The 19,407-nt window shown below is 70.4% G+C and carries 18 protein-coding genes; 5 read left to right on the plus strand and 13 right to left on the minus strand.

The window, feature by feature from the left end:
• From ACIHFD_RS20650 to ACIHFD_RS20670, 5 genes are read right to left on the minus strand one after another with little or no spacing between them, the layout of a single operon-like run.
• Positions 1-933, minus strand: coding sequence for a cation diffusion facilitator family transporter (locus ACIHFD_RS20650; RefSeq protein ID WP_350728389.1), 933 nt, complete (start codon positions 931-933; stop codon positions 1-3).
• Positions 934-982: 49 nt separating this feature from the next.
• Positions 983-2,089, minus strand: coding sequence for an SIS domain-containing protein (locus ACIHFD_RS20655; RefSeq protein WP_397368281.1), 1,107 nt, complete (start codon positions 2,087-2,089; stop codon positions 983-985).
• The gene (locus tag ACIHFD_RS20660) at positions 2,086-2,253 is read right to left on the minus strand and encodes a Trm112 family protein (RefSeq protein ID WP_185070977.1); all 168 of its coding nucleotides are present in this window, start codon (positions 2,251-2,253) and stop codon (positions 2,086-2,088) included. The genes ACIHFD_RS20655 and ACIHFD_RS20660 overlap by 4 nt, the downstream gene beginning before the upstream one ends.
• Entirely contained in the window at positions 2,250-3,599 is a 1,350-nt protein-coding gene (locus ACIHFD_RS20665; RefSeq protein ID WP_397368282.1) for a phosphomannomutase/phosphoglucomutase, read from the minus strand. Before ACIHFD_RS20665 ends, ACIHFD_RS20660 begins: the two co-directional genes overlap by 4 nt.
• A 43-nt stretch (positions 3,600-3,642) precedes the next feature.
• Entirely contained in the window at positions 3,643-4,011 is a 369-nt protein-coding gene (locus ACIHFD_RS20670) for a DUF3499 domain-containing protein (RefSeq protein WP_219466545.1), read from the minus strand.
• Between the two features lie 516 nt (positions 4,012-4,527).
• Here ACIHFD_RS20670 and ACIHFD_RS20675 point away from each other — a divergent pair.
• Complete coding sequence (locus ACIHFD_RS20675; protein WP_397368283.1) at positions 4,528-4,887, plus strand: metallopeptidase family protein; 360 nt, start codon at positions 4,528-4,530, stop codon at positions 4,885-4,887.
• A 185-nt stretch (positions 4,888-5,072) separates the two neighbouring features.
• Positions 5,073-5,720, plus strand: coding sequence for an MOSC domain-containing protein (locus ACIHFD_RS20680; RefSeq protein ID WP_397368284.1), 648 nt, complete (start codon positions 5,073-5,075; stop codon positions 5,718-5,720).
• Between the two features lie 108 nt (positions 5,721-5,828).
• Here the strand turns inward: ACIHFD_RS20680 and ACIHFD_RS20685 are convergent, their stop codons facing one another.
• The 8 genes from ACIHFD_RS20685 to ACIHFD_RS20720 form a co-directional block, all read right to left on the minus strand.
• Positions 5,829-6,650 carry a pentapeptide repeat-containing protein gene (locus ACIHFD_RS20685; protein ID WP_397368285.1) on the minus strand — a complete coding sequence of 274 codons (822 nt, stop codon included), beginning with the start codon at positions 6,648-6,650 and terminating at the stop codon, positions 5,829-5,831.
• A 355-nt stretch (positions 6,651-7,005) separates the two neighbouring features.
• The gene (locus ACIHFD_RS20690; protein WP_397368286.1) at positions 7,006-7,605 is read right to left on the minus strand and encodes a hypothetical protein; all 600 of its coding nucleotides are present in this window, start codon (positions 7,603-7,605) and stop codon (positions 7,006-7,008) included.
• A 208-nt stretch (positions 7,606-7,813) separates the two neighbouring features.
• Positions 7,814-8,119 (minus strand): DUF1905 domain-containing protein, encoded by a 306-nt coding sequence (locus ACIHFD_RS20695; RefSeq protein WP_397368287.1) that lies wholly within the window; start codon positions 8,117-8,119, stop codon positions 7,814-7,816.
• Between the two features lie 18 nt (positions 8,120-8,137).
• Positions 8,138-8,521: a VOC family protein gene (locus tag ACIHFD_RS20700; RefSeq protein ID WP_397368288.1), complete on the minus strand. Its 384-nt coding sequence runs from the start codon at positions 8,519-8,521 to the stop codon at positions 8,138-8,140.
• Positions 8,522-9,063: 542 nt separating this feature from the next.
• Positions 9,064-10,374 (minus strand): DUF5719 family protein, encoded by a 1,311-nt coding sequence (locus tag ACIHFD_RS20705; RefSeq protein WP_397368289.1) that lies wholly within the window; start codon positions 10,372-10,374, stop codon positions 9,064-9,066.
• Positions 10,371-13,208, minus strand: a complete 2,838-nt coding sequence (locus tag ACIHFD_RS20710; protein WP_397368290.1) for a glycosyltransferase — start codon at positions 13,206-13,208, stop codon at positions 10,371-10,373. Before ACIHFD_RS20710 ends, ACIHFD_RS20705 begins: the two co-directional genes overlap by 4 nt.
• Before the next feature lie 117 nt (positions 13,209-13,325).
• Complete coding sequence (locus ACIHFD_RS20715; protein WP_020546325.1) at positions 13,326-13,586, minus strand: WhiB family transcriptional regulator; 261 nt, start codon at positions 13,584-13,586, stop codon at positions 13,326-13,328.
• Positions 13,587-13,903: 317 nt separating this feature from the next.
• Positions 13,904-16,153 carry a hypothetical protein gene (locus ACIHFD_RS20720; protein WP_397368291.1) on the minus strand — a complete coding sequence of 750 codons (2,250 nt, stop codon included), beginning with the start codon at positions 16,151-16,153 and terminating at the stop codon, positions 13,904-13,906.
• A gap of 180 nt (positions 16,154-16,333) precedes the next feature.
• Here ACIHFD_RS20720 and cofD point away from each other — a divergent pair, with 180 nt between their 5' ends.
• The 3 genes from cofD to ACIHFD_RS20735 all read left to right on the plus strand — a co-directional run bounded on the left by cofD (position 16,334) and on the right by ACIHFD_RS20735 (position 19,376).
• Entirely contained in the window at positions 16,334-17,272 is a 939-nt protein-coding gene (gene cofD, locus ACIHFD_RS20725) for a 2-phospho-L-lactate transferase (RefSeq protein ID WP_355190746.1), read from the plus strand.
• Entirely contained in the window at positions 17,269-18,546 is a 1,278-nt protein-coding gene (locus ACIHFD_RS20730) for a coenzyme F420-0:L-glutamate ligase (protein ID WP_397368292.1), read from the plus strand. The genes cofD and ACIHFD_RS20730 overlap by 4 nt, the downstream gene beginning before the upstream one ends.
• Before the next feature lie 92 nt (positions 18,547-18,638).
• Positions 18,639-19,376: a lytic polysaccharide monooxygenase gene (locus ACIHFD_RS20735; RefSeq protein ID WP_397368293.1), complete on the plus strand. Its 738-nt coding sequence runs from the start codon at positions 18,639-18,641 to the stop codon at positions 19,374-19,376.
• Positions 19,377-19,407: the final 31 nt, after the last annotated feature.

A 19,407-nucleotide genomic window follows, 5' to 3' on the forward strand; every position in this document is an offset into this window, starting at 1 on the left:
TCAGGAGGCGGAGGTGCTGCTGCGGAGGCGGTCCAGGTCGGGCTCCAGGTAGATCACGCGGGCGATCGGCACGGCCTCGCGGATGCGCCGCTCGGCCTCGTCGATGCCCTTCGCGACCTCGGCCGCCGTGTCGTTGTACGCCACCGCGATCTTGGCCGCCACCAGCAGCTCCTCGGGGCCCAGGTGCAGCGTGCGCATGTGGATGACCCTGGCCACCTCGGGCGAGCCCTCCAGCGCGGACCGGATCTGGGCCTCCATCTCGGGGGTGGCGCCCTCGCCGACCAGCAGCGACTTGGTCTCCATGGCCAGCACCACCGCGATCACGGCCAGCAGCACGCCGATCATCAGGGTGCCGATGCCGTCCCAGGTGCCGTCACCGGTGATGACCGCCATCGTCACGCCGAACAGCGCGAAGATCAGACCGAGCAGCGCGCCCAGGTCCTCCAGGAGGATGACCGGCAGCTCGGGCGACTTGGACCGGCGGACGAACGCGACCCACGACAGCTTGCCGCGTACGGCGTTCGACTCCTTGATGGCCGTGCGGAACGAGAAGCCCTCGGCGATGATCGCGAAGATCAGCACCGCGAACGCCCAGATCGGCGCCTCCACCGGCTCCGGAGCGGACAGCTTGTGGATGCCCTCGTAAATCGAGAACGCCGCGCCGATCGTGAACAGCACGACGGCCACCACGAAGGCGTAGAAGTAACGTTCGCGACCGTAGCCGAACGGGTGTTCCTTCGTGCTGGCCCTGGCCGCCCGCTTGCCGCCCACCAGCAGCAGCACCTGGTTGCCCGAGTCGGCGACCGAGTGAATGCCCTCCGCCAGCATCGAGGACGACCCGGTGAAGAACGCGGCCACGAATTTGGACACGGCGATTGCCAGGTTCGCGGTCAAGGCCGCAATGATCGCTTTAGTACCGCCGCTCGCGCTCACCGGTCTTCTCCACTCATAAAGATCACGTACAAAGGCCTGAAAAGGGATCCTATTGCGAAATTCTGGCCTTCAGCTCAGTGATCGCTGACACAGGGGTCGGATCGATGGCATATCCGAGCGCCAGATACGTGCTCGCGTAGTCGCCGAGCGCGATCAGCGTGGCCATCCGTTCCAGCGGATGTTCGCCCTCCGCCGACAGCTCCGTCACCGGCACGTCGCGCTCCCGCGCCAGCCGTACCGACGTCTCGCGCCGCCGCGCCACCTGGGGATGCTCCTCGACGTCGCGCAGCACGACGAGCCTGAGCGTGCGCCCGGCGGTGTCGGCGAAGATGTCGCGCTCGGCCAGCGGCCCGTCGAAGACCTCGACCTGGTTGTGGCCGGCCTCGGGCAGCTCGCCGTGGACGGCGGGGTATTTCGCGTTGGTGTTGAGCTGGCAGGCCAGCCGGTACGCCGCCACCGACGCGACGGGCGACGACCCCCAGATCATCGGCACGCTCTCGGCCAGATCCATGGCGAGCGACTTGCCGGGGTTGATGAACGACTCGCTGGACGGCCGGCACCGGTGCGCCATGTCCTCCAGCGTCTTGGCCACCCGTTCGAACAGGTCGGCGTCGGCCTGGACGAGCCGCAGCGCGGCGGCGGCCACGATGACCGGGGCGGCCAGCAGCCAGAGGCTCGCCCTGGACGGGCCGGTGACCGGCACCGGCACGTAGATCGCCGAGGCCTGGGTGGCGACGGCCTCCAGCGGGGAGCCGGGGGCGCCCACGCCGAGCAGCGCGCATCCGCGCCGGACCGCCTGGGTGGCGACGGACACCGTCTCCTCGGCGTCGCCGGAGCCGGACACGACCACGACCAGGTCTGTGGCGCCCACCCAGCCGGGGAGCTGGTAGGAACGCAGCGTGACGATCGGCAGCGGCGCGCCGTTGCCGACGATCGCCGCCAGGATGTCGCCGACGATGCCCGAGCCGCCCATGCCCGCGACCACGATGGCGCGCGGGCGCCCGTGGTCGGCCAGGCGGCCGACGCGGGCCTCGACCGCGGTGCGGTAGCCGGTGCGTACGTGCGCCGCCGAGGAGGCGACCGCCGGCAGCATCCCGCCGGGATCTGCCTCGCTGAGGTGACGCTGGTCGTCGAGCCGCTCCGGCTCCCAGGTCACGGCTTCCTGGCCTCGTCGACGAGCAGGACGGGGATGTCATCCCGTACCGGATAGATCAGGCCGCAGCCCGTGCAGACCAGCTCCTCGGCCTCGTTCTCGGCACGCAAGGCAGCCTTGCAGGCCGGACAGGCCAGGATCTCCAGCAGCCAGTCGTCGATCTTCACTCTGACACCCTTCCCACGATGGCGAGGACCTCGTCCCTGATCGCCCTCATTGTGCTCTCGTCGGCCGCCTCGGCGTTCAGCCTGAGCAGCGGCTCGGTGTTGGACGCCCGCACATTGAACCACCAGTCCGGCCCGGTCACGGTCAGCCCGTCGAGCTCGTCGAACTCCCCCCGCGCCGCGAACGCCTCCCGCACCCGCCGCAACGCGTCGCCCTGGTCCGCCACGGTGCTGTTGACCTCGCCGGAGGCGTGGTAGCGCGAGTAGACCCCCACCACCTCCGACAGCGGGCGCTCCTGCTCACCCAGCGCGGCCAGCACGTGCAGCGCCGCCAGCATCCCGGAGTCGGCGAACCAGAAGTCGCGGAAATAGTAGTGGGCCGAGTGCTCACCGCCGAAGACGGCTCCCGTGCGGGCCATCTCGGCCTTGATGAACGAGTGCCCGACGCGCGTGCGCACGGGCACCCCGCCCTGCTCGCGCACGATCTCGGGGACGGCCAGCGACGTGATCAGGTTGTGAATGATCGTCGAGCCGGGATGTTTGGCCAGCTCCCGCGTCGCGACCAGCGCCGTGACGGCCGACGGCGAGACCGACCGCCCCTGCTCGTCGATCACCCAGCACCGGTCAGCGTCACCGTCGAACGCCAGCCCCAGGTCCGCCCCGCTCTCGACCACGGCCCGCTGGAGATCGACGAGGTTCTGCGGCTCGATCGGATTGGCCTCGTGGTTGGGGAAGTCGCCGTCCAGCTCGAAGTAGAGCGGCGTCAGCTCGATCGGCAGCCCCTCGAACACGGCCGGGACGGTGTGCCCGCCCATGCCGTTGCCCGCGTCGACGACCACCTTGAGCGGCCGGATGCGCGACAGGTCGACGAGCGTGCGCAGGTGGTCGGCGTAGCCCTGCAGCAGGTCCTTCTCGATCACCGACCCGCCGGGGGTGGCCGTGACGCCCACCAGCTCGGCGGCCCGGTCACGGATGTCGATGAGCCCCGTGTCGCCGCCGATCGGCACCGCACCGGCCCGGCACATCTTCATGCCGTTGTAGCGGGCGGGGTTGTGGCTGGCGGTGAACATCACCCCGGGCAGCCCCAGGCTGCCGCTGGCGTAGTAGAGCAGATCGGTGGAGCCCAGCCCGGCGTGCACCACGTCGGCGCCACGCGAACGGGCGCCCCTGATGAACGCCTCCGCCAGCGGAACCGAGGACTCGCGCATGTCGTGCGCGACCACGATCGACTCGGCCCCGGTCACTTCGACGAAGGCAGCCCCCACGGCCTCGGCGGTCGGCTCGTCGAGCTCCTCGGGCACCACTCCGCGAACGTCGTACGCTTTGAAGATCTTGGCGAGGTCGCCCACTCTCCAGCTCCGCCCTTGGGTCGATTCTCCGGCGTAATCGAGCCTACCGGTCGCGGTGCTGCTGAGCCGACCTCAGAACGCGCAGGTGCCCCCTGCGACCGACCTCCACGCCCTGACCGACCGGCTCACCACCGCCGGACGGCGTGGGCCGCGCGGCCTCCCTGACCGCGTTGGCCAGCGCCTCTAGGTCGTCGGAACTCGGGGAGTTGCCGTCCGTCGGCAGCCGTACCACTTCCCAGCCTCGGGGAGCGGTCAACCGCTCGGCATGTTCGGCGCACAGGTCGTAACAGTGTGGCTCCGCGTACGTCGCCAGGGGGCCGAGAACAGCGGTCGAGTCGGCGTATACGTACGTGAGCGTGAAGACGGCAGGCTGACTGCAGGCGGTGCGGGAACAGCGGCGGACGGGGCTCACGGAGGGACCGTATCTGGTAAGTGTGCGAGGCGCCACTATCTGAGCGCTCTTAACGAGCGTGTCGCCACAATTCGGACACCTGTCGCAGCCTTTCCACCCACATGCCCCGAAGACACCGGCCCTCCGGACCTTGGGGGATCACGTAGAGGTGGTGAGCGGTGACGCATCCTCAGAGCCTAAGGGGATCAACGCGCGGTGGGGAGCGGCAACGCCGCACCCTACCCCCAGAGATCACACACCCCGGCCCACCCGAACGCCGAAGCACGACCGGCACCCCGACACCCCACCCGAAGGCCGGGCTACAGCCGACGCCTCAGCGCCCCACGACCTTTCACGGTGGCGACAACCACCCAGAACCTCGGAACATCACCCAGAGGTGCGGAGAGGTGACACCGTTCCTCAGAATCGACAGGCCATCCCCGTACACTTGCTTGCGTGACACAGAAGCGCGGTCCCAGACGGCGCGATCGCCACGGTCGTGGCCTCCGCGGCCCGCTCGCTCCCTCCCACGTGCCCATGGCCAAGTCCCGGAGCGAGCGCTTCGACGACCTCGTGCTGGACGCGGTCGACCGCCTGCGCCCCCGCTGGGAGCGCCAGCTGTCGGCGGTGGAGTTCGCGGTGGAAGAGGTCCCTCCGCTGAGCGAACTCGGCGACGGCCCGAGCCTGGGCACCGACCCGATCCCCTTCGGCCGCGCCGACGCCGCAAGCGGCCAGAACCCGGCGTCGATCGTGGTCTACCGCCGCCCGCTCGAAGCACGCGCCAGAGACCGGGACACCCTCGGCGCCATGGTCCACGACACGGTGGTGGAACAAGTGGCCACCCTCCTGGGCCTCTCCCCCGAAACCGTCGACCCCGGCTACGACGACCGCCGCTGAGCCCCGTACGGATCCCCGGGGCACGATCCTCGCATGGGGGACGCTTCGCCCGGATCGCCTGAAGGCGCGGTCCTCGCGCGGTGGGGAACTCGGCCGGCGCCCTGCGGGGGCCCGCGACGAGCTTCCAACGGGTCCAGGAGAAATCAGTCGCGAGAGCGTGGATGAGGGCCGTACCGTCACGCCTTATGAAGCTCCTCTCCGTCAACATCGGCAGCCCCCGGCCCAACCCCTGGAAGGGCCTGAGCGCGACGGGCATCGACAAGCGGCCCGTCCACGGCCCGGTCGCTGTGACAGCCCCGGGCCCGAAGGGCACCGGTGAGGTCGGTCTCGCCGGCGATCGGGTGTACGACGTGAAGAACCATGGTGGTGTTCACCAGGCCGTCTACGCGTATGCCCGCGAGGATCTCGACACCTGGGAGGCCGAGTTGGGCAGGCCGCTCACAAACGGCGTCTTCGGGGAGAACCTCACAAGTCTGGGTCTGGACGTCAACGGTGCCCTGATCGGTGAACGTTGGCGGATCGGGCCGGACGTCGTCCTGGAGGTGTCGTGCGCGCGGATCCCGTGTGGGACCTTCCAGGGCTGGCTGGAGCGTGACGGCTGGATCAAGCGTTTCACACAGGCCGCACGGCCGGGCGCGTACCTGCGCGTGATCGAGCCCGGTGATATCCGCGCCGGTGACCCGGTCGAGATCGTGCACCGGCCCGATCATGATGTGAGCGTCGCGCTGGTCTTCCGTGCGATGACCTTGGAGCCGGAACTACTGCCGCGGCTGCTGGTCGCCGAGGCCCTGCCGCCAGAAGAGAAGGAATCGGTACGCAGGCGCTCCGCTTAGAGGTCGGCTTCAGGGGATCGCCCACGCCGGCGGGGTGAGGGACAGAGAGCCCGGCGTCGTTGTTTCGGTGCGCTCCCCTTGGTTTCACCAGCTGCCATGGGCCCCGCTCTAGGGCCCTCCAGCCGCACCACGACCGTCAGCCGGAGTCGGCTCCGCCCGACCCGAATCGATGCCGACAGCCCCTGCGAGATCGGCATCGCTCAGATCCGCTCCAGAAAGACCGGCGCCGGTCAGGTCGGCGTTCCGCAGGATGGCGCCGGCGAAGGTGGCCTCCGTGAGGTTGCATCCGGTCAGGATCGCGCCCTCGAGGTTGGATCCGGCGAAGCAGAATCGGCTCAGATCGTACCCGGCCAGGTCGGCAGCCCGTAGATCGATCTTCTCCAGCTCGATGCTGTCGCCTGGAAGGACCATCGTTCGTCGGCTGAGCACCGCCATCGCCGCGCCGATATCGTCGCGCAGCCCTCCGTGATAGCGCTTCCGTTCAAGGTCGACCTCCTGCGTCGGGCGGCTTGGCGGCCAGGGCGCGTGCAACCGGACGAAGGAGGCCAGCAGGGCGGCGGCGTGACCGCGGTAGTGCGGCGCGGCACCCGCGATCTGCTCCATCGCGTAGACACCGCCCATCCGCGTTCCGACGTGATCGCTCGCCAACTGGTCGATGGCCTTGGTGAACAGATCGATGAACTGCCCCTCCCGGCTCACCCGGATCTGGCGCAGCGTCATCACGGCGCCCAGCGCAACACTCCCCAGCGCCACCAGCGCGGCCAACCCCTGCAACAGGGTCACCCGTACGTCGTTGATGGCCTTGAGCCGGTCACCGGCCGAAAACCCTGACGAACCGCTCCCAAGGTCGTGCCGGACGATCCAGGCGGGAAGAAAGAAGACGCATGCGACCACCAGGACACCCACGACGACCAGGATCAGAGTCGTCAAAACAGCCCGCCGCCTCACCCCTCGAAACATGACGGCACCACTCCGCGCACAACCCCGAAGTCGCTCGCTAACGAAGGCTCCCCACCGAACCCTATGACGGTCATGGCTGCCATTCTCCCTCGGTCATATCGCGGCGACGCTGTCCGCGAGGCACGCGGAAGGCAGATCCACTGGCCTCCTCCAGGCGACCGCGATGACCTCTTCGAGCCGCGGCGTGATCCGAGTGTCCGTGGCCTTGAAGGCAAAAGCGGAAGTGGGTGTAGCTCGAACGGCCGGAGGTCTCGTGCACCGCGGTCGCCTTCATCGTCAACGGATCAAGCCTGCGCGCCGCCTTCCCCAAGGCACGCCGACCTCCTCACCGCTCATCGCGCGGACCCGGTACGGCATCCGGCGGGCCGGACATCCAAGCGATCAGGCCTATAAGAGTGAGGACGGGAATGGCGATCAACGCCGGAGAATGCCACTCGGGAGCCATCATCTCAAGATCGCCATCGTCATTGAGCAGCCAAACCCGTGTCAGGGGAGAGAGCAGCGCTCCCATGACCAGAGTCAGTTCGTACAGGATGAACCAGACGCCGGTCGGCACGGTGGACCTGGAGGGTGATCGATGGTTCAGCCGGTCGAGCACGGCGATGAGAATCGCCTCGGCGGCCAGGACCAGGGTGATGCCGAGCGTGACATTCCGCGCATGCGTGACCTCCTGCTCCAGCTGTTCCAGCAGCATGTCATTCCATGGCTCTTCGTACCAGGGATTGAGTTCTCCCGTCGGATGGGCGATCAGCTGGAGCGCGGTCATGTTGACCGCGGCGTACAGAACCGGGGCTGCCAGAGCGGTCGAATATATGAGGCGACGTACGTTCATGCGCTGTTGGATGCCAATGTCGGCGTGCACGTTCCGCTGGGCACCGAGCCGGACAATGAGGACGGCGCTGATCTCCTCACGAGTGACGGTCATGACACCCATGGAAGTTGGCCGGTCAGGCGGCCGCAATCGACTGCCGGACTTCGACGGAAACCTCCCACCTGTCCCATTGACCGATCGGACCAGGATGGAGACAAGGGCCCGGACTGGTTACCGTCCTCTGGCCCGCAAAGGCTGGAGATGCGGCCCGGTGCAGCCGAGCCGAAGGAGGCCGACAGACACTCGCACTCCCTGCACCCCGTTACTTGATTCGTTCCAGCAGGCGAATGGTGACGCTGTCCCCAGGCCCCTTCCCGATCAGCTCCCGTACGTCGTTCTTCACCGGCAGCTTGTGCGTGCCGTCCCCCAGAGCCATGAACGAGCTCCGGAACGGGTGACCGTCGATGGTCCCCCGAATCTTCACCAGTCCCCGGGTGCCGAAGAACTCGGCGGACCCGGGCATCACGACGTACGTCCACCCACCCTTGTTCGGGCTCTTGACCAGTGTCGCGGTGAACTCCTTGTCCAGCTCCTGGACCACGTCATCCGCTCGCGTAGCGCCACTCATCGCAGGTTCCCCTCTCCGCTATTCGACGATCTCGAGGCCGTTGCCGTCCGGGTCACGGAGGGCGAACATCGGCGGGACGCCCTCCCACCGCAGCAGCTCGTCCACGTCGGCCTTGCGCTCCACCAGCTCCTTGTGCAGGGACGCCGCGTCCGCCGTGCCGAGCCGGACGCCCGTCTCGACGCCGACCGCCGTTCCGGGAGCCGCCAGGATCAGCGCGATCGTGGTCGTCGCTCCCGTCGGCGCCACCTCGATCCATCGCCCGCCGAGCTGTTCTACGGACGCGTCCAGCCGCTTCTCCAGTCCCAGTGTGCCCACATAGAACTCGACGGCACGGTCCTGGTCGGTGACGGGAACGCCGACGGTCCTGACGCCGGTGACCCCCGTACTCACTCGCTCGCCCACTTCAGGCCTCCTGTCGTTCGGTTCACCTGGTTGGACTCGCGAACCGCCCGAAACTCATCGCGGAACGTCGAGGTGAAATGGTCGTCGGCCCATGTGTCCTACGACGGGAGCTGGAGGCTCTCCGTGGACGAGTCCTGGCGGGAGACCCCTGATCGGCCTCCGGCGCTACCAAGCTTCCTCGTCGCTTTCGAGATCAGCCTGCATTCCTCGTTGTTCCAGGGCCACGGCCACCAGGAGCGATGCAGCACGGCAAGATCGCTTCTCGCACACACTCCGCATATCGGATTGTTCCGCCGCCAACTCCTGCATTCCCCGAACGGCCGGGGCCGGGGAGCGCGAGGGGCTGGAAAGCCCCTCGCCGGGGGTGTGGGGGCTTGCCCCCACAGGGCGCTGCCCGAGCTCTCCATCGCGCGAAGCGCGCCCCCGTGCGAGGACCTCGCCGTTGGGGGATCGAAAGGGGGCGAGCCCCCTTGGGAAGCGCTGCCCGGAGCCGATTCGCGCGAAGCGCCTCGCAACGCGGAGGTCCATGCGGTCCCCGGGGTCTAAGGCGCAACCACGTTGGGGGTGTCGGTCAAGGGTGGGAGCAGGGTCCATAGGCGGGAAGGGGCCAGGGGTTGGGTGGTGAGGAGGAGGCCGGTTTTCAGGTGGTCCTCGATCACTCTCGCGCCGTAGACCTCCCCCGCGACCGGCGTGACCGCCAGCGCGTAGTCCCCCTTCGGTTTCGGTTTGACGTTCTTCGTGCGGCCCGCCGGTATCGACACCTCGAACGGCTCCTCCGGCCGGCCCTTCTCGGGTATCACCTGGATCCGTACCTTGCCGGGGACGCCGACGGCGGTGAGGATCAGCTTGGAGCCCGGGCCGTTGCGGGCCACCGTGCTGCCCAGGTCCAGCGCGGGGGTGCCGGCGGTGAAGGCGACGTCCGAGCGTCCGCCCGTGCCCGTGATGACGAGGCCGGCCACGATCGGGGTGGGTGAGGTGAGGACCAGGGCCGCCGAGGAGCCGCCCACACCTGTGGTGACGTCCAGGGAGACCACGCTGCCTGCGGGCACGTCCAACGACTCGCGGCCCTTCATGGCGTACTCGGCGTCCTCGCTCACCGCCTTGATCCGCACCTGGGCGTCGTTCTCGCCGGGGGCGGCGACCAGGAGTTCGCGGCGGCCGCCGCCACCGGGGAGGCCGGGTACGACGACGCGGGTGGCGGGCGGGGCGGCCGAGGGGAGCCAGTCGACGCCGCCGGTTTCGAGGGCGGTCCTGGCGGCGACGGCGAGGCGGCCGAAGGCGGTGGTGACGCTCACGGCCATGATGTCCGCCGACGGGGCGATGGTCTTGAGGTCGATCTCGCGGTGCTCGCCGGGCGCGATCTCCAGGCCGATGCCCTTGTCGCCCGAGATGGGGCCTTCCGCCGCGTAGACCTGAATGTCCGCCAGGGCCGGCGCCTTGTCGGCGTTCGTGAGGTGCAGTCGGACGTCGGCGTTGGCGGGGCCGGGGCCCACGAGCCAGGTCGTGGGGGCGGGTTCGGTGCAGCGGACTCCCGCGAGGCCGCGGCCGGCGCCCTGGGTGGCGCGGGTGAGGTAGCCAGCCTCCAGCCCGCCGGGGCCTTTCGTCACGTACGGCTTGGCGTCGCGCATCGGCTCGTAGGTGAGCGTGCCGGGCAGGTAGACACTGACCCGCTCGCCCTTGGAGCCGGGGCACACCGCGGTGACCGACTCGACGGCGACCTTCCTGGGTTGCGGTTGCGGGGCGGCCGCCGCCGGAGGGGAGGGCCTGGTGACGTACGCGACGCCGTACAGGGCCGCCAGTGCCACGACGACCAGCGTCAGCAGCCCGAACCGGTTCTCCACGAACGCCTTCATCGCCCACCCGCCACGTTCACAGCCATTCTGGCGGCGACCGCCGGCGGCGCCTCCACGGCCTCGGGGGCGCTTTCGCGCCGCCCCGGCGCCGCCAGCACCGCGATCACCAGCACCAGCACCGCCTGGGTCCACAGCCAGGGCGTGTGCAGGGCGCTGACCGGCTGGGCGGGTACGCGGACGACCGGCTCGGCCAGCCGCCACAGCCCGCCCGCCTCCGACAGGCTCATGCGCGCCAGCGACGGCTGCGAGTCGAGCGTTCTGGCCAGTTCGGCGGAGACGGGCGGCGCCACGGCCACCATGCCCACGCCGAGCTTGCCCAGGGTGGCCGCGTCGCCGCCGCGGCCGCCGACCAGGCCCTCGACCGCAGCCCCCAGGCGGGTGCGGGCCTCGGACGCGATCGGGAGCTCCGACTCGCCGATCAGCGGGGTACGGCCGTGCAGCACGGTGAACGAGGAGCCCTTGATCACCAGCGTGCGCTCCCCCTGCGTGGTACGGGCGGCGGCCAGCACGGGCAGCACGTCCGGCACGTCGCCCACGAGCGGTCCCCGCACCCCGGTGGCGACCCAGTACCCGGCCGCCAGCAGCGGCGTGCTGAACGCCACCGCCGCCACCGCCATCGCCCCCAGCCGGCGCAGCGCGCCTCCGGCACGGAGTTCGGCCAGGCGGTGGGCGGTCAGGCCCACGAGGACCACGAGCCCGGTCCCCGCGAACGCCAGCGGGACCCCTGGCCAGGCCCGTGCGCCTTCGACGGTGACGCGGCTGACCAGGATCGCCGCCAGCACCCCGTACAGGGTGATGCCCCAGCCGATGGCGACGATCATCCGCTGGCGGCGCATGAGGAGCGCGGCCAGCGCCGTGGCCACCAGGCCCCCGGTCACCCAGAACGGCGGCAGCCCGGGCCCTCCCGGGCTGAGCGCCGGCAGCGACTCGGGGGCGAGCGCGGCGTCCACCAGGGCGGGATCGTGCAGCCCCGCTTCCAGCAGGATCTTGCCCGGGGAGGTCACCAGCCCCGCCAGCCAGGGGAAGAGCAGCACCGGAGGCACCGCCAGCGCGATGGCCATCGAGGTCACCGCGCCGCGGAACGCGACGGCCGCCAGCACCCCCAGCACGGCGAACAGCGGATAGACCAGGGGCGCGAACGCCGTCCCCACGGCCAGCAGCAGCCCGAGCGCCCACGCGGCCCGGCGGGCGCGGCGGCGTTCGCCGGACAGCACCACCGTCCCGAGCGAGGCGTAGAGCGGCACCAGCACGAACACCACCGCGGTGCCCAGCCGTCCGGCCGCGATCGCTCCCGTCGCGACGGGCAGCAGCGCGTACGTCCCCGCCGCCCAGGCCCGCGCCGGCACCGCCGGGATGACGTGCCGGGTGGCCAGGCACGCCGTCGCGCCCGCCAGCGGCACCGAGCCGAGCAGCAGCACGGACACGGCCAGCCACGTCTTGCCGAACGCGAGCGTGGACAGGGCCGCGAGCACGGCGACGTACGGGGGCGTCCAGGCGTTCGAGCCGAGCCCGATGTCGTGGAAGCCCTCGGTGTAGAAGGCCCACAGGTCGCCCGCGCCGCCCGTGACCGGGACGAGGGCGCCGCCGCCGAGCCGTTCGCCGCCGAGGAGGGAGCGCTCGGCGACCAGCGCGACCGCGGTCAGCGCGAGCATGAGGACGACGCCGGGGCGGGTGAGGAAGCGTTTGACCGCGCCGGTGTCCGCCGGCACGACCTCGTACTCGTCCTCGGCGGAGGTGGAGGCGGTGGCGTGGTGGTGGCGGCCCGTCGAGTCCACGGGCGCCTCGCCGGCGAGGAAGCTCTGCACCATGTCGATGAGCCGCCGCCAGGCCGCACCCCGAGGGGACATCAACCGCTTTATGCGGATATATCCCTTCTTGCGGGCCTGCCTGTTTCCGGCGGGGCGGCGGGCCCGGCGCGCCCGCAGCAGCCGGAACGGATGCAGCAGGATCGACGCCATCGCCGCCAACTCGTCCAGCGCGTTCGCGGGCTGTTTGCTCACCACGAACAGCGCCGTGCGGAAGGCCGAGCCGAGCACGTTCCGCAGCAGCGCCCAGAGCATCGCGCCGAACGGCAGGTTCGCCATCACCACGAAGATCGCGTTACGCCTGTCCAGCCTGCGGGGATGGTCGCCGCTGACCGTGATCCTGCGCCGCCTGCGAGCCGCCGCCTCGGCGTGCCAGGCCACGGCGGAGGTCACGTTCAGGACCTTGTGCCCGGCGTTGCGCACCCGCCAGCACAGGTCGAGGTCGTCGCGGAACAGCGGGAAGAACGGGTCCAGCCCGCCGACCCGCTCCCACACGTCGCGCCGGATGAGCATCCCGGCCGTGGACACCGACAGCACGTCCCGCGTCCCGTCGTGCTGCCCCTGGTCGAACTCGCGCGGCTCCAGCCCCGTCTCCCTGCGCCCGGTACGGCCCACGGTGACGCCCACTTCGAGCAGCCGCCGGCGGTCGAGCCAGTCGAGCAGCTTCGGGCCCAGCACGGCGGCCTTCGGATCCTGCGCCGCCGCGGTGAGCAGCGCCTCCAGCGCGCGCCTGTCGGGGGCACAGTCGTCGTGCAGCAGCCAGATCCACTCGTCGCTTCCGGCGGGTGGCAGCTTGGCGAGGACTTCGGCGACGGACTCGCCGAAGCCGGTGGAGCGCGGCAGGGAGATCAGGTTGCCGCGGCCGAACGCCTGGGCGAGCAGGTCGGCCGAGCCGTCCCTGCTGCCGTTGTCGACGCCGGCCACGCGGTCCGGCCTGCGACTCTGGTTCACCAGAGCACGCAGCGTCTCCCCCAGCCAGCGCGCGCCGTCGTGCGCGACGACGATCACGGTGACATAGGGACGTGACATGGGCGGATGCTCCTGAGGGGGGTAGAGCAGGCGCGCCCACCATATACCTGTGACAGCTGGGACAGCAGATGCGGAAAGGGTCACGCGTTCGACCGCGTGACCCTTCCGCCCATATACCTAAACGGCCTGGCGCTTGATCCGTCTGCGCTCCCGCTCGGACAGCCCTCCCCAGATGCCGAACCGCTCATCGTGCTCGAGTGCGTATTCCAGACACTCTGCACGGACTTCGCACGATCGGCAGACCTTCTTGGCCTCTCTGGTGGAGCCGCCCTTCTCCGGGAAGAACGCCTCCGGATCCGTCTGCGCGCACAACGCGCGCTCCTGCCAGCCGAGTTCTTCAGCGTCAAGCTGATCCTGTGCGATGACCGGATCGGTCACTGCACACCTCCCTGCCGCCCGCCCGCAATGGAGCCCCCCATGGACGCCTTCCTTATTACCCACCCATCGGAAGGCGTAACAACATGGTTGTAATTACACGCGTGTGCTGTAGCTGACGTCAAGCGGCATGCAGCTATCCGGGGAAAGACCAGAGCTCGCCCCGGTGTGCTTGGCATGTGATGTTCACGCCCGGCCGACACCCTTTTGCGCGCGGCGTCGTAAGGCTCGTTCAACCTGTCAGCGGTCCGAACCGTACCAGGGCGGGATAGACACCCGCCCAGGCCCCACCTTCTCTCTAGTCGTTCATTACCGGTCCGTTACCTGCGGGGCTCGTTGGGCGTGTATATGGCCGTAGGGTCGATGGGGTCGTCTCCCGGGCGCGCGCCGTAGGGGGTGGAGTCGAGCCGCATTGTCGCGTCGCCGACAGGCTCCGCCTGGTGGGGCCAGGGCTGCTGCTGTTGGGGCGCCTGGTGGGTGGGCCGGTACTGGCCCTGCTGAGGCTCGTAACCACCCTGCTGGGGCTGCGGGTGGCCGAGCGGGTCCTCGTACGACCTGGGCGCCTGGCTGGAGTAGTCGGGCACGCGCAGCTCCGGCTGGGTGCCCGCGGTGGAGTGCTGGGCCGTCGAGTGCTGGCCGGTGGAGTGCTGGTACGTCTCCGCCTGCTGGTAGGCGTCCATGAGCTGCTGGGAGCGCGGGTCCACGGGCGGGTCGGGCTCCTGGTACGCGGACGGGGTGGCGTACTCGCGGCCCGAGTAGCCGGTGAACGGCTGGCCGCCCTGCTGGTCGAAGGCGCTCTGGCCGAAGTACGGCTGCTGCGGCTGCTGTTCGGCGGCCGGCGGGTAGGGGACGCTCGGCGCGGTGTCGCCGGCCGGCGTCGGGAAGGCCTGGTCGGCGAACGCGTTGGGCGCGGCCTCCGGGGGCGCGTACGGGTTCGGGCGGTCCGCGGGCGGGGCGTAGGAATTGGGCTGCTGGTCCGCGGCCGGGGCGTACGGGCTGGGCTGGTCGGTCCCGGGCGGCGCGTACGGGTTGGGGCTGGGCTGGCCGTAGGCGCTCGGCTGGCTGTCTGCCGGTACGTACGGGGCGGGCTGGTACTCGACGGCCGGCGGGGTGGAGTACTCCTGGGCCGAGGAGGCCGAGGGGGCCGTGTCGGCGGGGGTGTAGGCCGACGGGGCGAAGCCCTGCGGGGCGTAGGCCTGGTCCGGCTGGCCCTGGTCCGACGAGCCGAAGCTCGGCGGGGCATAGGACGGGTCAGGCTGGCCCGGTCCGAAGCCCTGGGGAGCGAAGGACTGCTCGGGCGGCTCCACCGGCTGGAAGCTCGGCGAGGAATAGCCCTGGCCCGCCTCCCCCGGTCCGAAGCCCTGCGGGGCGAAGGACGGCTCAGGCTGGCCCGCCCCGAAACCCTGCGGGGCGTAGGGCTGCTCAGGCTGGTTCGATCCGAAGCCCTGGGGAGCGTAGGGCTGCTCGGGCTGGCCCGACCCGAAGCCCTGGGGGCCGAAGGACTGCTCGGGCTGGCTCTGGTCGACCGATCCGAAGCTCTGCGGCGCGTAGGGCTGGTCCGGCTGGCTCTGCTCCAACGGGCTGAAGCTCGGCGTGGAGTAGGACTGGTCGGGCTGGCTCTGCTCCGGCGGGCCGAAGCTGGGCGCGGGGTAGGGCTGCTCGGGCTGGCTCTGGTCCGACGGGGCGGCGGGCAGGGCGCCCCTGATCACGTGCAGCTGGGGCTGCGGCTCCGGTTGCGCGGCCTGGGGCTCGGGCTGGCCGCCGAAGCTCGGGGGTTGCTGGCCGTACTGGCCCGACGGGGGTTGCTGGCCGTACTGGCCGGAAGGGGGCTGCTGCCCGTAGCCGGGCTGCTGGCCGGACGGCGGCTGCTGGGCGAAGCCCGGCTGCGGGCCGTACGCGCCCGAGGGCGGCTGCTGGCCGTAAGGGGCCTGGCCGAAGCCGGGAGCCTGCTCGGGCTGCCCGAAACCGGGGGCCTGCTGCGGCTGCTCCAGCTGCCCGAAGCCCTGCTGAGGCTGCTCGGGTTGGCCGAACTGCTGGGCCTGGTCGGGCTGACCGAAGTGCTGCGGCTGGTCGGGCTGGCCGAACTGCTGCTGCTGCCAGGGCGCCTGCTGGCCGAGGTTCGGGTGGTGGTAGACCTGCGCGACGGGCCGCTCCGGCAGGATCTGCGGGATCAGGTACACCAGCGCGACGGCGATCAACGCGACGGAAGGCACGCCAAGGAGCACCAGCTGCATCGTCGGCCAGGCCCCGAGCCCGGAGAACAGGCCGAGGATCAGCGACAGCATGCCGAACACCGTGGCCAGCACCAGCCCGACCGCCGACCCGTACATGATCGGCTTGGCCTTGGGCGACGGTTCGCCGACCTTGGTGACCAGCAGCACGGCTCCGAGCAGCAGTGCGGGCACGACGGGGTTCGCCAGGTCCAGGACGTTCGCCGCCGCCCGCCTCGTCAGGGACAACGACGAGCCGACCAGGACGTCGCCGACCGTCAACAGCACGGTCAGCAAGCCGAGGACGAGCATGATCCATGCGCCTGGCTCCTTCAGCCGGGCGACGTCAAATTTGCTCACAAGTACCCCCATCGGACCCTTTAGCCCGAAGGGAGTTTGCCACATGACCGACTCGGGTGGCGGGGGTCCCAGGAACCTCCTGCATCCCAATTCGGCCTACACCTGGCACTTCTCTCATAACAAGTGGGGTAAAACCACACCCGAGACGGGGCTGTCAGGGGCCGATGGAAGACTGGCGGCATGCACATCGTGTCACTCGCGGGCGGCATCGGCGGCGCCCGTTTCCTGCGCGGACTGCGCGCGACCGCGCCGGATGCCACCATCACCGTCATCGGCAACACGGGTGACGACATCACCCTGTTCGGCCTACGGGTCTGCCCCGACCTCGACACCGTGATGTACACCCTGGGCAACGGCATCGACGAGGAGCAGGGCTGGGGGCGCGCCAAGGAGTCCCACGTCGTCAAGGAGGAGCTGGCCGCGTACGGCGTGGAGCCCCAGTGGTTCGGGCTCGGCGACCGCGACTTCGCCACCCACATCGTGCGCTCGCAGATGCTGGAGGCCGGCTACCCACTCTCCCAGATCACGCAGGCGTTGTGCGCGCGCTGGCAGCCCGGCGTGCGGCTGCTGCCGATGACCGACGACCGCTGCGAGACCCACGTGGTCATCGAGGACGAAAACGGCAAGCGCGCCATCCACTTCCAGGAGTGGTGGGTACGGCTGCGCGCCTCGGTCCCGGCGCAGTCGTTCGCGCTGGTGGGGGCCGACACGGCCAAGCCCGCGCCGGGCGTGCTCGACGCGATCGAGCAGGCCGACGTGGTGATCCTGCCGCCGTCCAACCCGGTCGTGAGCATCGGCACGATCCTGCAGGTCCCGGGCATCCGCGACGCCCTGCTGCCCAAGACCGTGGTCGGGGTCTCGCCCATCATCGGCGGCGCGCCGGTCAGGGGCATGGCCGACGCCTGCCTGACCGCCATCGGGGTGGAGACGACGGCGCAGGCCGTGCTCGACCTGTACGGCCCGGAGCTGATCGACGGGTGGCTGGTGGCGGAGGAGGACGAAGGGGTCGCGCTCGACGGCGTACGGGTGATCGCCCGGCCGATCCTCATGCACGACGCCGACGCCGCCGCCGACATCGCCCGCACCGCGCTCGACCTGGCCCAGGAGCTCGCCCGATGACCAGCGCCCCCCGGCGTTTCGAGGTGATCGCCGTCGAGGGCATCGGCGAGGTGCGGCCCGGCGACGACGTCGCGGAGCTGCTCAAGGACGCCGGCCTGCGGGACGGCGACATCGTGGTCGTCACGTCCAAGATCATAAGCAAGGCCGAGGGCCGCGTCCGCCGGGCGCCCGACCGCACCCAGGCCATCGAGGACGAGACCGAGCGCGTGGTGGCCAGGCGGGGCGACACCGTGATCTCCCAGACCCGCCACGGCTTCGTCATGGCCGCCGCCGGGGTCGACGCCTCCAACACCGAGCCGGGCACCGTGCTCCTCCTCCCCGAAGACTCCGACGCCTCGGCCAGGCGCATCAGGAAGGGCCTGGCCGTGCGGGCGGGCGTGATCGTCTCCGACACGTTCGGCCGCCCGTGGCGCAACGGGCTCACCGACGTGGCCATCGGGGTGGCGGGCATGCGCCCGCTCGACGACTTCCGTGGCACCTCCGACGGCTACGGCAACGAGCTCAACGCCACCGTCACCGCGCTGGCCGACGAGATCGCGGGCGCGGCCGAGCTGGTCAAGGGCAAGCTCGGCGGGGTCCCGGTGGCGATCGTGCGCGGGCTGTCCCACCTGGTCACCGACGACGACGGGCCCGGGGTCAGGCCGCTGGTGCGGCCGGCCGACGACGACCTGTTCCGCTACGGGTCGCGGGATGTCGTGTTCGCCCGCCGTACGATCAGGGAGTTCTCGGACCGGCCGGTCGATCCGGCGAAGGTACGCAGGGCGGTCGCGGCGGGCATCGCCGCACCGGCGCCGCACCACACGACCCCCTGGCGGTTCGTGCTGGTCGAGTCGCCGGAGACGCGCACCAAGCTGCTCGACGCCATGCGCGACGCGTGGATCGAGGACCTGCGCGGCGACGGGTTCAGCGAGCAGTCGATCGCCAAGCGGATCAGGCGGGGCGACGTGCTGCGCGACGCGCCCTGTCTGGTCGTGCCGTGCCTGGTGATGGAGGGCTCCCACACCTACCGCGACGATCGGCGCAACGCGTCGGAGCGGGAGATGTTCGTCGTGGCGGCCGGCGCCGGGGTGGAGAACCTCCTCATCCAGCTCGCCGTCGAGGGGCTGGGCTCGGCGTGGGTGTCGTCCACGATGTTCTGCCGCCCGGTGGTCCGCGAGGTGCTCGACCTGCCCGGCTCCTGGGACCCGATGGGCTGCGTGGCCGTCGGCCACGCGGCCGCCCCGCCGCGCGACCGCGCGCCCCGCGACCCGGACGACTTCATCGTCACGCGCTGACCGCGGCCCGAAAGGATAGGTCAGACGGGCATTTACCGTTAGGAAAGTTTCCTTTACATTTGGGGCATCCCCCCATGTGAAGGAGCAACTTCATGAGAAGGACGCTCACGTTAGTCGCCGTGGTGGTGATCGCCGTCGCCACCACGCTGTTCAACACGGCGCCGGCGTTCGCGCACGGCTACGTCAACTCCCCGCCCAGCCGGCAGGCCAACTGCGCCCAGGGCAAGGTCCCCAACTGCGGCAACATCATCTACGAGCCGCAGAGCGTGGAGGGCCCGAAGGGGCTGCGGAGCTGCCACGCCAACCTGTCGCAGTTCGCGCAGCTCAGCGACGAGAGCAAGCCGTGGCCGGTCGCCCAGGTGGGCACCACGGTGACCTTCAACTGGACGTTCACCGCCAGGCACGCCACGCTCAACTACGAGTACTACATCGGCAACACGCGGGTCGCCGTCTTCAACGGCAACGGTCAGCAGCCGCCCGCGACGGTCTCGCACACGGTCAACCTGTCCGGCTACTCGGGCCGGCAGAAGGTCCTGGCGATCTGGAACATCTCCGACACCGCCAACGCCTTCTACTCGTGCATCGACCTGCAGATCGGCGGCGGTGGCGGCAACCCGACCCCGACCCCCACCCCGACCGTCACGCCGACCCCCAACCCGACGCCCACGCCCACTCCCACGACGCCGTCGGGCACGTGGAAGGCCGGCACCGCGTACGCGGTCGGCAACACCGTCACCTACAACGGCGTCACGTACCGCTGCATCCAGGCCCACACCGCGCTGGCCGGCTGGGAGCCGCCCAACGTCCCGGCGCTCTGGCAGCGCGTCTAGCCAGCCAGAAGGGGGCGTTCCGCCAGGAGCG

The sequence above is a fragment of the Nonomuraea sp. NPDC051941 genome (genome assembly GCF_044593615.1).

Excerpts from the sequence above, each read along its gene's own strand:
- ACIHFD_RS20680 (WP_397368284.1), top strand. The coding sequence starts at position 5,073 with ATGAAGCTCCTCTCCGTCAACATCGGCAGCCCCCGGCCCAACCCCTGG.
- ACIHFD_RS20675 (WP_397368283.1), top strand. The coding sequence starts at position 4,528 with ATGGCCAAGTCCCGGAGCGAGCGCTTCGACGACCTCGTGCTGGACGCG.
- cofD (WP_355190746.1), top strand. The coding sequence starts at position 16,334 with ATGCACATCGTGTCACTCGCGGGCGGCATCGGCGGCGCCCGTTTCCTG.
- ACIHFD_RS20735 (WP_397368293.1), top strand. The coding sequence starts at position 18,639 with ATGAGAAGGACGCTCACGTTAGTCGCCGTGGTGGTGATCGCCGTCGCC.
- ACIHFD_RS20710 (WP_397368290.1), bottom strand. The coding sequence starts at position 13,208 with ATGTCACGTCCCTATGTCACCGTGATCGTCGTCGCGCACGACGGCGCG.
- ACIHFD_RS20690 (WP_397368286.1), bottom strand. The coding sequence starts at position 7,605 with ATGACCGTCACTCGTGAGGAGATCAGCGCCGTCCTCATTGTCCGGCTC.
- ACIHFD_RS20695 (WP_397368287.1), bottom strand. The coding sequence starts at position 8,119 with ATGAGTGGCGCTACGCGAGCGGATGACGTGGTCCAGGAGCTGGACAAG.
- ACIHFD_RS20730 (WP_397368292.1), top strand. The coding sequence starts at position 17,269 with ATGACCAGCGCCCCCCGGCGTTTCGAGGTGATCGCCGTCGAGGGCATC.
- ACIHFD_RS20705 (WP_397368289.1), bottom strand. The coding sequence starts at position 10,374 with ATGAAGGCGTTCGTGGAGAACCGGTTCGGGCTGCTGACGCTGGTCGTC.